Origin of the sequence: Labrys monachus (assembly GCF_030814655.1) — a bacterium.
GTDB classification, from domain to species: domain Bacteria; phylum Pseudomonadota; class Alphaproteobacteria; order Rhizobiales; family Labraceae; genus Labrys; species Labrys monacha.
Window position 1 is genome coordinate 734,120 of the sequence record NZ_JAUSVK010000001.1, and the last position, 11,923, is coordinate 746,042.

Below are 11,923 nucleotides of genomic sequence, written 5' to 3' on the forward strand. Positions count from 1 at the left end.
GAAATCCCCTTGCGGCGCCGATTCACAGCTCCGCGGCGGCCTCCCGAAGGGCGGCCCGGTCAGACCCCGGTGCGCGAGAGGGCGTCGACGAGCTTCTCCACGCGGTTGGCGGCCTCGTCGAGGGCCTGGGTGACGCGGGCCTGCGTCTCCTCCTCGCGCTGCAGGACGCCGGCGCGATCGTTGCGCAGCTCGTCGAGGTCATGCTGGAGCGCGCCCACGCGCCGCTGCGTCTCGGACAATTCGTCGGCGATCATGATGCCGGCCATCACGGACAGGCGCATGTCGCCGATCTCGCCGAAGGCGCTGCGCAACTGGTCGATCTTTCCATCCAGCTGCCGTCCGAGTTCGAGCAGGTGTTCCTCCTGCCCTTCGTCGCAGGCCATGCGATAGGCCCGCCCTGCGATGGTGACTGAAACATGCGCCATGGCGGGGTTACCTGTCCTGCGGTTCGAGAACGTGGCGGAGGGACTCCATTGCCTGGTCGAGGCGGCGGGAGACGTCGCGATTGGCGGTCTCCAGGGTGGAGAAGCGCGCATAGCTCGCATCGAGCTCGCGGGCGAGGCGGCTGCGGTCCTCCGACAGGGCCTGCACCTCGATGCCGCGACCGGCGATCGTGAGATCGAGCTCGATCCGATGCTCGGCCGCCTCCTCGAGCCGGGCCAACGCGTCGTTCAGTCGTTGCAGGGCTGCTTCCAGGGACAAGAGCGTACTCACTTTCCGAAGACGGCCGCGCTCGAATCGAGACGCGGCCTCCAGCAATATTACAGCAAATTACCGCGCATTGCCCGCCGGGCCAAGCCGGAACGCCGCGCCTCCCGCCACGAGCGTAAGACTGTACCGCCGGCACGCAACGCGATAGATTTCGCCGTCATGCCACCCATATGGGGTGCGATTCTCTCCCGGAAAGTGCCGGAAATCCCGCTGTCATTGACAGTCGGGGATGAGGTGCTAAGAACCCACCGCCCATTTCGCCGTGTCCGGCGGATTCATCAGGAAACACTCCATGGCACTCAGCGAATTGCAGAACCGCTTGGCGAACGCCATCCGTGGCTTGGCGATCGACGGCGTCGAAGCCGCGAAATCCGGACATCCCGGCATGCCGATGGGGATGGCGGACGTCGCGACGGTCCTGTTCACGCGCTTCATGAAGTTCGATGCCGCCGCCCCGCATTGGCCCGACCGGGACCGCTTCATCCTGTCGGCCGGCCATGGCTCGATGCTGCTCTATTCCATTCTCTACCTGACCGGCGCGCCCGGCATGACGGTGGACGAACTCAAGCGCTTCCGCCAGCTCGGCTCCAAGACGCCCGGACACCCGGAGAATTTCCATACCGCCGGCGTGGAGACCACCACCGGCCCGCTCGGCCAGGGCATCGCGACGGCCGTCGGCTTCGCTTTCGCCGAGAAGATGCTCGCCGCCCGGCATGGCAAGGATGTCGTCGACCATTACACTTATGTGATCGCCTCGGACGGCGACCTGATGGAGGGCATCAGCCAGGAGGCGATCGCGCTGGCCGGCCATTACAGGCTGAACAAGCTGATCGTGATGTGGGACCACAACGGCATTTCGATCGACGGGCCGCTCAGCCTGTCGGACTCCGTCGACCAGGTGAAGCGCTTCGAATCGGCCGGCTGGCACGCCGTGAACGTCGACGGCCACGACCAGGATGCCGTGGCGGCCGCGATCGAGAGCGCCCGGAAGTCCGACGCCCCCACGCTGATCGCCTGCAAGACCACGATCGGCTTCGGTTCACCCCACCGCGCCGGCACCTCCAAGGCCCATGGCGAGCCGCTCGGGCAGGAGGAGGCCGCTCTCACCAAGGCCAATCTCGGCATCGAGGGTGCGCCGTTCGAGGTGCCCGCCGACATCCTCAAGGCGTGGCGGGAAGCAGGAAGCCGCGGCGTTTCCGCCCGCAAGCAGTGGGAAGGGCGCTTCGGCGCGCTGGCGGAGGACCTGCAGGCCGAATTCACCCGCCGCATGGCGGGCGAGCGTCCCGCCGGGCTGGGCGAGGCGATCCTCGCCCACAAGAAGGCGCTGGCTGCCGCGCCGGCCGCCATGGCGACGCGCAAATCCTCCGAACTCGCGCTCAACGCCATCGTCGGCATCATGCCCGAGCTGGTGCTCGGCTCCGCCGACCTGACGCCGTCCAACAACACCAAGGCCAAGGGGCTGGTCGAGATCTCGCCGCAGGATTTCGGCGGCCGCTACATCCATTGGGGCATCCGCGAGCACGGCATGGCCGCGGCGATGAACGGCATCTCGCTGCATGGCGGCTTCGTGCCGGCGGGCGGCACCTTCTTCGCCTTCACCGATTATTGCCGTCCGGCGATCCGCCTCGGCGCGCTGATGGGGACATCGCCGGTCTACGTCATGACCCATGATTCCATCGGCCTCGGCGAAGACGGGCCGACCCACCAGCCCGTCGAGCACCTGGCGGCGATGCGCGCCATCCCCAATGTGCGCACCTTCCGCCCCTGCGACGCGATCGAGACGGCCGAATGCTGGCAGCTGGCGCTGGAGCGCCGGTCCGGGCCGACCATCCTGGTGCTGACCCGCCAGAACTTGCCGCTGCTGCGCGAGGCCACGGCGGACAATCCGTGCGCCCAGGGCGCCTACGAGATCGCCGCGCCCGTCGGCGGCAAGGCCGAGGTGACGCTGTTCGCTTCGGGCTCCGAGGTCGAGATCGCGATGAATGCCCGCGCCATCCTCAACCAGCGCGGCCTGCCGACTCGGGTGGTCTCGGTGCCCTCGCTGGAGCTCTTCATCGGCCAGTCCGACGAGGTCAAGGCGCGGATCATCGGCGATGCGCCGGTCAAGGTCGCGGTCGAGGCGGCGGTGCGCTTCGGCTGGGATGCGATCATCGGCCCGGAGGGCGGTTTCGTCGGCATGAGCGGCTTCGGCGCCTCCGCGCCGATCAAGGACCTCTACAACCATTTCGGCATCACGCCGGAAGCGGTGGCCGAGACGGCGCTGCGCCGCCACAATGGCTAAAGCGTTTTGCGTTTTGACGGACTCGGCAGAACGCAAAGACGCGTCGAAAAACAAAGAGTTAGAGCAAAGCGGCGTTTCTGCCTAAACGCGCTTTGCTCTAGGGCTGTCTGACCGGAGGCGCCCGGGCCCAGGGGTGGGGGGCCTGGGACCGACGCTTTTGGATTGGCATTTCGGATCGATATTTGGGACAGAACAGGAAGGAAGGTTCGCATGGCAGTTCGTGTCGCGATCAACGGGTTCGGCCGCATCGGCCGCAACATTCTGCGTGCCGTGGTCGAGAGCAGGCGCAAGGACATCGAGATCGTTGCGATCAACGATCTGGGGCCGGTCGAGACCAACGCCCATCTGCTGCGCTATGACTCCATCCACGGCAAGTTCCCGGCCGAGGTGAAGGTCGAGGGCGATTCGATCATCGTGCAGGGCCAGAAGATCAGGGTCACCGCGATCAAGGATCCCTCCCAGCTTCCCCACAAGGAGATGGGCATCGACATCGCCATGGAGTGCACGGGCATCTTCACCGCCCGCGACAAGGCGGCGGCGCATCTTGCCGCCGGCGCCAAGCGCGTCATCGTGTCCGCTCCGTCCGACGGCGCCGACCTCACCGTCGTCTACGGCGTCAACCACGAGGAGCTGACGAAGGACCATCTGGTCATCTCGAACGCCTCCTGCACCACCAACTGCCTGGCGCCGGTGGCCAAGGTGCTGCACGACGCCTTCGGCATCGAGCGTGGCTTCATGACCACGATCCACTCCTACACCAACGACCAGCCCTCGCTCGACCAGATGCACAAGGATCTCTACCGCGCCCGTGCGGCGGCGCTGTCGATGATCCCGACCTCGACCGGCGCGGCCAAGGCGGTCGGCCTGGTGATGCCCGAGCTCAAGGGCAAGCTCGACGGCACCTCGATCCGCGTGCCGACGCCGAACGTCTCGGTGGTCGACTTCAAGTTCAACACCCGCAAGCGCACCAGCGTCGAGAAGGTCAACGAGGCGATCCTCAAGGCCACCCGGCGCGGGCCCCTCAAGGGCGTCCTGTCCTACACCGATGAGCCGCTGGTCAGCCGCGACTTCAACCACAACCCGGCCTCCTCGATCTTCGCGCTCGACCAGACCAAGGTCATCGACGAGAAGTTCGTGCGCGTGCTGAGCTGGTATGACAATGAATGGGGCTTCTCCAACCGCATGGCCGATACGGCCGTGGTTCTGGCCGGCCTGATCTGAGGCGGGCCGCGGCCGCATGGAGGGCGGGCTGCCGGCCCGCCCTTCCGACGGCGAAAGAACGCGCGGGACGTCCCGCAGCCCGGCCTCAGGGCGTCCGGACCGTTCCTTCCCTTCCGGGGGAGCCAGTTGCGTCTTCGCGGTCGATCCGCCCATCGGCGTTTCGACGCAAACCCTTCCCACTCTACGAGCAAGGACCGCCGTCCGATGAGCGCTTTCCGTACCCTTGATGACGTCGATGTCGAAAACAAGCGCGTGCTGGTGCGCGTCGACCTCAACGTGCCCGCCGAAAACGGGGTGGTCACCGATGCCACGCGTATCGAGCGCGTGATCCCGACCATCCTGGAGCTGTCGCGGGCCAAGGCGAAGGTCATCCTGCTGGCGCATTTCGGCCGGCCCAAGGGCGTGGATCCCAAGGAAAGCCTCAGGCCCGTCGCCGCCAAGCTTGCCGAGATCGCCAAGCGCCCGGTCGCCTTCTCCGAGGACTGCATCGGCGAGGCCGCCTCGAGCGCCGTGGCGGCGATGCAGCCGGGCGACATCCTCTGCCTGGAGAACACCCGTTTCCACAAGGGCGAGGAGAAGAACGATCCCGACTTCGTCAAGGCGCTCGCCGCCAATGGCGACATCTGGGTCAATGACGCGTTCTCGGCGGCCCACCGCGCCCATGCCTCCACGGAAGGGCTCGGCCATGTGCTGCCCGCCTGTGCCGGCCGCGCCATGCAGGGGGAGATCGAGGCCTTGTCCCGCGCGCTGGAACATCCCAAGCGTCCGGTGGCGGCGATCGTGGGCGGCGCGAAGGTGTCGACCAAGCTCGAACTGCTCGGCAATCTCGTCACCAAGGTCGACGCCCTCATCATCGGCGGCGGCATGGCGAACACCTTCCTCTATGCGCAGGGCGTCGGCATCGGCAAGTCGCTGGCCGAGCGCGACCTCGCCGAGACCGCCCTCGCCATCCTGCAGAAGGCGGAGAAGGCCAATTGCGCCATTATCCTGCCGGTCGATGCCGTCGTCGCCTATCATTTCGCCGCCCAGGCGCCCAACCATGCCTATGGCCTGGAATCGATCCCGCATGACGGCATGATCCTCGATGTCGGACCGCAATCGATCGAGCGCATCAAGGGCGCCATCGACGAGGCCGAGACGCTGGTGTGGAACGGGCCGCTGGGCGCCTTCGAGCTCGAGCCCTTCGACCACGGCACCGTGGTCGCCGCCAAGCATGTGGCGGCGCGCACCCATGCCGGCAAGCTCCTGTCGGTCGCCGGCGGCGGCGACACCGTCGCGGCGCTCAACCACGCCAAGGCCACCGAGCGGTTCTCCTATGTCTCGACGGCCGGCGGCGCGTTCCTGGAATGGCTGGAAGGCAAGCCGCTGCCGGGGGTCGAGATCCTGCGCAAGAAGTAAGCCCGTCGTCCCGGGAGGTCTCGTGGCCCGCGTCACCCTTCGCCAGCTGCTCGACGACGCCGCCGAGCACGGCTACGGCATCCCCGCCTTCAACGTCAGCACGATGGAGCAGGTCATCGCCGTGATGGAGGCCGCCCGGGCCTGCGATGCGCCGGCCATCGTCCAGGCCTCGCGGCGCGCGCGCCGCTATGCCGGCGATATCATGCTGGCCCGGATGATCGACGCGGCGGTCGAGACCTATCCGGACATTCCGCTATGCGTGCACCAGGACCACGGCAATGACGAGGAGACGTGCGCCTCCGCGTTGCAGGCCGGCTTCACCTCCGTGATGATGGACGGCTCCCTGCGGGAGGACGGCCGGACCCCGGCCGACTATGCCTACAACGTCGCCGTCACGCGCCGCGTCGTCGATCTCGCCCACAGGGCCGGTGCATCGGTCGAGGGCGAACTCGGGCTGGTCGGCAGCCTGGAGGGTCTGGAGAACGAGGCCGAGGACGGCCACGGCGCCGAGGACGCGCTTTCGCCCGAGCAGGTGCTGACCGATCCGGACGAGGCGGTGCGCTTCGTGCGCGAGACCAAGGTCGACGCGCTCGCCATCGCCGTGGGGACCTCGCATGGCGCCTACAAGTTCTCGCGCAAGCCGGACGGCGCGATCCTGGCGATGCAGGTGATCAAGGAAATCAACCGGCGGATGCCGGCGATGCATCTGGTGATGCACGCCTCCTCATCGGTGCCGCGGGAGCTGCAGGATCTCATCAACAGGCATGGCGGCGAGATGCCGCAGACCTGGGGCGTGCCGGTCGAGGAGATCCAGCTCGGCATCCGATATGGTGTGCGCAAGGTGAATATCGACACCGACTGCCGCATGGCGATGACCGGTGAGATCCGCCGCGTCCTCGCGCAAAGCCCTGGGGAGCTGGACCCGCGCCGGTATCTCGGGCCCGCGAGGGCCGCGATGGCCAGGCTGTGCCGCGATCGCTACGAGGCGTTCGGCGCCGCCGGCCGGGCGTCGCGGATCAAGGTGGTGCCGATGGGCGAGATGGCGAAGGCCTATGAGGCCGGCGCCTTCGAGCCGCGATTCGCGTGACGGGTTCGGGAGAGGCCGACCGCTGCGGGCATGCGCAGCTTTCGGCCCGCACCTTGGAAACGTCACATTTGGGGGATGAGAAGGGGCGGACCGGGAGTCCGCGCTCCCGGGAAGTGAGATCCATCCATGGCTGAGGCTGCGAACCGTCCTCCGGTTCAGATCTATCTGGTGACGCCCGCCGTCGCCGACACCGCTGCGTTCCTGCCGCCCTTGCGTGCGGCGCTGGGGGCGGGCGAGGTCGCCTGCGTCCTGTTCACGCCGTCGGCGTCCGACGACCAGAGCGCCAAGAAGCTGGTCAAGGAGATCGCGCCGGTCGTGCAGGCGGGCGGGGCGGCGCTGGTCGTCAGCGGCTGGAACGCCATTATCGCCCGCGCCGGTGCCGACGGGGTGCACCTGATCGACGGCAGCAAGGGGGTCGCGGAGGCCCTGGAAAGCTTCAAGCCCGAACGCATCGTGGGGGTGGGCGGCATCCGGACGCGCCACGAGGCGATGACGGCCGCCGAGGCCGGCGTCGACTATGTGATGTTCGGGGAGCCGGCGAAGGACGGCCGCCTGCCGCCGCTGGAGGCCATCGTCGAGCGCACGGCCTGGTGGGCCGAGCTGTTCGAGATCCCCTGCGTCGCCTTCGCGCCGGACCTTGCGGCCGTGCCGCTGCTGGCCGATGCCGGTGCCGACTTCGTCGCCCTCGGCAATGCGGTGTGGGAGCATGACAAGGGGCCGGCCGAGGCGATCGCGCTGGTCGACCGTCTGCTGAAGCAGAGGGCGAGCGTGTGATGAAGCGCCTTCTCGCCGCCGGCCTGCTCGCCTTCTCGCTGCAATCGCTGCCCGCCGCGCAGGCGGCCGAGGCGCAGACCGGGAACACGCCGCCGGCGCCCGCCGGACCGGCGGCGGGCATGCAGCCTACGGCGACCTTCAAGCCCGCCGAGCCGCCTGCGGTCGACCTTTCCGGGCCGGCCGGCCTCGCCCCGCCCGTCGACGTCGTCAAGCCCGCCGAGCCGCCCCCGGCGGCGCCGGCGGCCGACGCCGCATCGGCCCCGGCGCCGGGTGGTCCCCCGGCCGATCTCGCCTATGGCGCCTTCCAGCGCGGCTATTACCTCACTGCGATGAACTGGGCGATCAAGCGGGTGGAGGCGCAGAAGGATCCGGTGGCGATGACGCTGATCGCCCAGATCTACGACAATGGGCTGGGCGTGCCGGAGGACAAGATCAAGGCGGCGGAATGGTATGCGGAGGCTGCCCGGCGCGGCGACCGCAACGCCATCTTCTCCTATGGCATGGCCAAGCTCACCGGCCGCGGCGTGCCGAAGGACGAGAGCGGCGGCATGCTGCTGCTCAACCGCGCGGCGGCGCTGAAGGTGCCGCAGGCCTCCTACAATCTCGGCATCATCGCCCTGCGCCCGAGCAACGGCGCTCCGGACTACGCCACCGCCTTCCAGCGCTTCACCGAAGCGGCGGCTTCCAACAGCGGCGACGCGCTCTATTCCCTCGGCATCCTCACCCAGGAAGGCAAGGGTGTGCCGGCCGATGCGCGCAAGGCGGCCGATTATTTCCTGCAGGCCGCCAATGCCGGCAATCTCGACGCCATGGTCGAATATGGCATCGCGCTGTTCAACGGGCAGGGCGTGCAGCAGGATGAGGAACTGGCGGCCGACTGGTTCGAGCGCGCCGCCGAGCGCGGCTCGCCGATCGCGCGCAACCGCCTGGCACGGCTCTATGCCGCCGGGCAGGGCCTCGCCCCCAATGCCATCCTCGCCTGCATGTGGCACATCCTGGCCAAGGCCGGCGGCCTGGAGGACCGGCAGCTCGACCAGTTCATGGCCCGGCAGACGCCCGAGGTCCAGCAGGCCGCCATTCTCGGGGCGCGGGTGCACGGCCTGTAGCCCCGACCTCCCGGCTCATTCTTCCGCTCTTCCGCAGATTGCGGTTCAATCCCCGGCGGATTTGCACTAGACAGGCGCATTCCCTGATCCCTCGCGCGCGCCGGCTCCGGCCGCGCCGTCCGTTGTTCGAAAGTGCCCTCGATGCTGCGTTCTCCCCTGATGAATGTAATGGTTGCCGCCGTGCTCAAGGCCGGCAAAGGCCTCAAGCGCGATTTCGGCGAGCTCGAAAACCTGCAGGTCTCCACCAAGGGGCCGGGCGACTTCGTCTCCATCGCCGACCGCAAATCGGAGAAGGTGCTGCAGCAGGAACTCGAGCGGGCCCGTCCGGGCTACGGCTTCGTGATGGAGGAATCGGGCGTCATCGAAGGCGCCGACAGGACCCATCGCTGGCATATCGATCCGCTCGACGGCACCACCAATTTCCTGCACGGCATGCCTTTCTTCGCCGTCTCCGTCGCCCTGGAGCGCGAAGGCGTGCTGGTGGCGGGGGTGGTCTACAATCCGGCGACCGAGGATCTCTTCGTCGCCGAACGCGGCAAGGGCGCCTTCCACAATGACCGGCGCATGCGCGTCTCCGGGCGCCGGCTGATGGAGGATTCGCTCGTCGGCATGGGCGTGATGCATCTGGGTCGCGGCCAGCATGCCGCCAACCTCGCGGACATCGGCGCGGTGATGGGGCAGGTCGCCGGTGTGCGCAATATCGGCTCCATCGCCATGGAGCTCGCTTATGTCGCCTCGGGCCGGCTGGACGGTCTCGCCTCGCGCTGGCTGTCCTCCTGGGACCTGGCGGCCGGCATCGTGCTGGTGCGCGAGGCGGGCGGCTTCGTCAGCGACATCCGCGGCGGCGAAACCATGCTGGAGACGGGCGACATCGTCGCCGGCAACGAGGCGATCCACAAGAGCCTGCTGGCGGCCTTCGCCAAGGCCTGAGGCGGCGAGCCCCGAGGCGGCGCGCCCGGCCCGCAGGGCCCCCAAGATTTCACGCCGCGACGCTTGACAGACGGCGCGCGGCGCTCCATAAACCGCGCCGTTCCGGTCTTCCCGGGCCCTTGGCGGGGTAGCTCAGCTGGTTAGAGCAGCGGAATCATAATCCGCGTGTCGGTGGTTCGAGTCCACTCCTCGCTACCATTTCTTTGTTCGCCATGATGCGCGAACGATCGGATTGTTTGAAAATCGATAGGTTAGGGTAGGAATTGTGCTCGGATAGGCGCACGCGAGTGCGTTTGAGTTCGGTTGAAGTCGCGTAGTTTGTTGGTGTTCGGCAATACCAACATGAGCTGATACCAACACATGGCACTGTCTGAGACTGCGATTCGCTTAGAGCGAAATTGTTCAGACTGTAGAATATCCAGCATTAGAGAAGTAATTTCTGCATTCGGACGGGGAGAAGCGCGGGAGAGTTTTGGCGATTTCGTCCCAGAGATCGTGGATGGATCGGGTTGCAGCCGCGCGCAGGAGAGCTTTGAGCTTTGCGAAGAGGTTCTCGATCGGATTGAGATCGGGGGAGTAGGCGGGCAAGTAAAGCAGTTCCGCCCCTGCGGCCTCGATGGCTTGGCGCACACCCGGGACTTTGTGGCTGCTCAGATTGTCCATGATGACGATATCGCCGTAATTGAGGGTGGGAACGAGGATCTGCGCGACATAGGCCTTGAAGCAATCGCCGTTGACTGGGCCGTCGAGCACGCAGGGAGCTGTCAATCCCCCGCTGCGCAGAGCGCCAATGAAGGTCGTGGTTTTCCAATGGCCATGCGGCACGTAGTCGATCAGGCGCTGTCCGCGCTTGCACCTGCCGTAGTGGCGCGCCATCGCGGTCGAGGCCCAGGTCTCGTCAATGAAGACCAGACGCGAGGGCCTCAGCCAGATTTGGTTGCTGTGCCATTTGCGGCGAGCGGCCGCGACATCGGGGCGTTTTTGCTCGCTGGCGTGGATCGTCTTTTTTTATATGTCAGCCCAAGCCGCTTGAGCATATGCCACATCGGGGCATGGCTGATGCTGACCCCCAATTCTTCCTCCGCCCAGGCCCGCAGATCCGCGACACGCGCATCCGGATCAGCCGCGACCTTGGCCCGCAGAACCTCTTCATGCTTGGCAAGCTTGAGCGGAACATGATTGCGCTGGGGGCGGGCACTGACCTCCCCCGTCGCGCGCCGCCGCGCGGCCGCCTTGTAGATGTAGGACACACTCACCCTGAAGATTGGTGCGATTGTGCTCGCCGACATCCCGCTATCCAGCGCCCCAAGCACACGATCTCGCAAATCCTGCGAATAGGCTTCACCACGCTTCGTCATGCTTCATCTCCGGAATAGCCCGGAAACCTATGAATCACACTAAGCCATCCAGTGGAATCCCTTCCGATTCCACTCAGACAAATTCCGCTCTAATCAAATCCAGCGCCAAGCTTCAGAAATTATCGGATGGCGGCGGCCTTCACCTCCTCGCAAGATCGTGTCCCAGGAAGTAGCGTAGCAGGACGGCATCGCCCGACGAATCACATGATCCACGCTAAATTTCTTCAGCGGATATTCAAGATAGGGCGCTACTCCGGTGCCTGTTTCCGCTCGGCCCGGGCCAGCCATGTCTTTACAATATGAAGAGATCAAAGGACCACGTTTCCGAGCCGTGACCGTCGACGGTTACGACTAGATCATAGTACCGCCTCAGCGCAACGCCTTCATCATGTTGTTCTTGCTGGTCTGGCTTTGTGGCTGGACACTTGGTGGTGTCATGGCGATGTACAATCTCTTGTCTCGTCCATTCCAACCTTTCCTGGCTATCTGGCTCTGCGCCTGGCTGGCTGGCGAAGGGTTTGCCCTCGCCAGCCTGGGCTGGATGTCAACAGGCGCGGAAATTCTACGCTTGGCCGGCTCCGATCTGGAGGTCAGCTACCGCATGCTAGGTTTCACCCGGAGCAAGCTCTATCGCGGCACGGCAATCAGCGACCTTTCGGCCGGTGTAGCACCAGTGTTCACCCGCAATGGCCGCTACGGCCAGATGTCGCTCCCCTTTTTCGGCGGCAACAAGACCGGCAGCGTCAAATTCATCTATGGAGCGCAAACCATCTATTTGGCGGCAGGGTTGGATGAGGCCGAAGGGCAATTCATCGTCGAGCGCCTAAGCAAGAGGCTGCCCGTCACAGCAGGTGTTCGGAAAAGTTAGCCGATTGCGGAGTGTGTATGTTCGATAACCTGATCAGAACGTCCAGACTGCTCGGCATCCTCCCACTATATCCGAATTTATTGTCGGTCTTTTGGCGAACCGGTGGGAATACCGTTTCGTCCTGAAAAATCGCGAGCAATGGGCGCAGGCGATCGACAAGCGGTGGAGCGCTATTGCAACAGCGTCTCC

Annotated in this window: 11 protein-coding genes and 1 tRNA gene; 9 read left to right on the forward strand and 3 right to left on the reverse strand. The window is 66.0% G+C overall.

The annotated features are described in order from the left end of the window. Window positions 1–59: 59 nt before the first annotated feature. Both J3R73_RS03240 and J3R73_RS03245 read right to left on the reverse strand, forming a co-directional pair. Window positions 60–425 carry a cell division protein ZapA gene (locus J3R73_RS03240; RefSeq protein WP_307422330.1) on the reverse strand — a complete coding sequence of 122 codons (366 nt, stop codon included), beginning with the start codon at window positions 423–425 and terminating at the stop codon, window positions 60–62. 7 nt (window positions 426–432) lie between these two features. Then, a complete protein-coding gene (locus J3R73_RS03245) occupies window positions 433–702 on the reverse strand; it encodes a DUF4164 family protein (RefSeq protein ID WP_307422332.1) in 270 nt (89 codons plus the stop codon). Window positions 703–1,003: 301 nt separating this feature from the next. On the opposite strand from J3R73_RS03245, the gene tkt reads away from it, so the two are divergent. From tkt to J3R73_RS03285, 8 genes are all read left to right on the forward strand, one after another. Then, on the forward strand, window positions 1,004–2,992 hold the full coding sequence (gene tkt, locus J3R73_RS03250) for a transketolase (RefSeq protein WP_307422333.1): 1,989 nt from the start codon (window positions 1,004–1,006) through the stop codon (window positions 2,990–2,992). A gap of 210 nt (window positions 2,993–3,202) precedes the next feature. Further along, window positions 3,203–4,213 carry a type I glyceraldehyde-3-phosphate dehydrogenase gene (gap, locus tag J3R73_RS03255; RefSeq protein WP_307422335.1) on the forward strand — a complete coding sequence of 337 codons (1,011 nt, stop codon included), beginning with the start codon at window positions 3,203–3,205 and terminating at the stop codon, window positions 4,211–4,213. Window positions 4,214–4,417: 204 nt separating this feature from the next. Beyond that, window positions 4,418–5,611 carry a phosphoglycerate kinase gene (locus J3R73_RS03260; RefSeq protein WP_307422336.1) on the forward strand — a complete coding sequence of 398 codons (1,194 nt, stop codon included), beginning with the start codon at window positions 4,418–4,420 and terminating at the stop codon, window positions 5,609–5,611. A 22-nt stretch (window positions 5,612–5,633) separates the two neighbouring features. Beyond that, window positions 5,634–6,698 (forward strand): class II fructose-bisphosphate aldolase, encoded by a 1,065-nt coding sequence (fba, locus tag J3R73_RS03265; RefSeq protein ID WP_307422337.1) that lies wholly within the window; start codon window positions 5,634–5,636, stop codon window positions 6,696–6,698. 126 nt (window positions 6,699–6,824) lie between these two features. Then, on the forward strand, window positions 6,825–7,472 hold the full coding sequence (locus tag J3R73_RS03270) for a thiamine phosphate synthase (RefSeq protein WP_307422338.1): 648 nt from the start codon (window positions 6,825–6,827) through the stop codon (window positions 7,470–7,472). Next, window positions 7,472–8,578: a tetratricopeptide repeat protein gene (locus J3R73_RS03275; protein WP_307422339.1), complete on the forward strand. Its 1,107-nt coding sequence runs from the start codon at window positions 7,472–7,474 to the stop codon at window positions 8,576–8,578. The genes J3R73_RS03270 and J3R73_RS03275 overlap by 1 nt, the downstream gene beginning before the upstream one ends. A gap of 141 nt (window positions 8,579–8,719) precedes the next feature. Next, window positions 8,720–9,508: an inositol monophosphatase family protein gene (locus tag J3R73_RS03280; RefSeq protein ID WP_307422340.1), complete on the forward strand. Its 789-nt coding sequence runs from the start codon at window positions 8,720–8,722 to the stop codon at window positions 9,506–9,508. Window positions 9,509–9,629: 121 nt separating this feature from the next. After that, a tRNA-Met gene (locus J3R73_RS03285) sits at window positions 9,630–9,706 on the forward strand. Window positions 9,707–9,910: 204 nt separating this feature from the next. On the opposite strand, the gene J3R73_RS03290 is transcribed toward J3R73_RS03285, so the two are convergent. Then, window positions 9,911–10,866, reverse strand: a protein-coding gene (locus tag J3R73_RS03290) for an IS630 family transposase (RefSeq protein ID WP_370879838.1) whose coding sequence is annotated in 2 segments (ribosomal slippage) — window positions 9,911–10,518 and window positions 10,518–10,866 — 957 coding nt in all. Because the reading frame shifts where the segments join, the coding sequence is not laid out codon by codon here. Window positions 10,867–11,254: 388 nt separating this feature from the next. On the opposite strand from J3R73_RS03290, the gene J3R73_RS03295 reads away from it, so the two are divergent. Beyond that, a complete protein-coding gene (locus tag J3R73_RS03295) occupies window positions 11,255–11,734 on the forward strand; it encodes a hypothetical protein (RefSeq protein WP_307422343.1) in 480 nt (159 codons plus the stop codon). The last annotated feature ends 189 nt before the right edge of the window (window positions 11,735–11,923 follow it).

Coding starts and splice junctions, on each gene's coding strand:
- J3R73_RS03240 (WP_307422330.1), bottom strand. CDS start 425: ATGGCGCATGTTTCAGTCACCATCGCAGGGCGGGCCTATCGCATGGCC.
- tkt (WP_307422333.1), top strand. CDS start 1,004: ATGGCACTCAGCGAATTGCAGAACCGCTTGGCGAACGCCATCCGTGGC.
- gap (WP_307422335.1), top strand. CDS start 3,203: ATGGCAGTTCGTGTCGCGATCAACGGGTTCGGCCGCATCGGCCGCAAC.
- J3R73_RS03260 (WP_307422336.1), top strand. CDS start 4,418: ATGAGCGCTTTCCGTACCCTTGATGACGTCGATGTCGAAAACAAGCGC.
- J3R73_RS03270 (WP_307422338.1), top strand. CDS start 6,825: ATGGCTGAGGCTGCGAACCGTCCTCCGGTTCAGATCTATCTGGTGACG.
- J3R73_RS03275 (WP_307422339.1), top strand. CDS start 7,472: ATGAAGCGCCTTCTCGCCGCCGGCCTGCTCGCCTTCTCGCTGCAATCG.
- J3R73_RS03280 (WP_307422340.1), top strand. CDS start 8,720: ATGCTGCGTTCTCCCCTGATGAATGTAATGGTTGCCGCCGTGCTCAAG.
- J3R73_RS03295 (WP_307422343.1), top strand. CDS start 11,255: ATGTTGTTCTTGCTGGTCTGGCTTTGTGGCTGGACACTTGGTGGTGTC.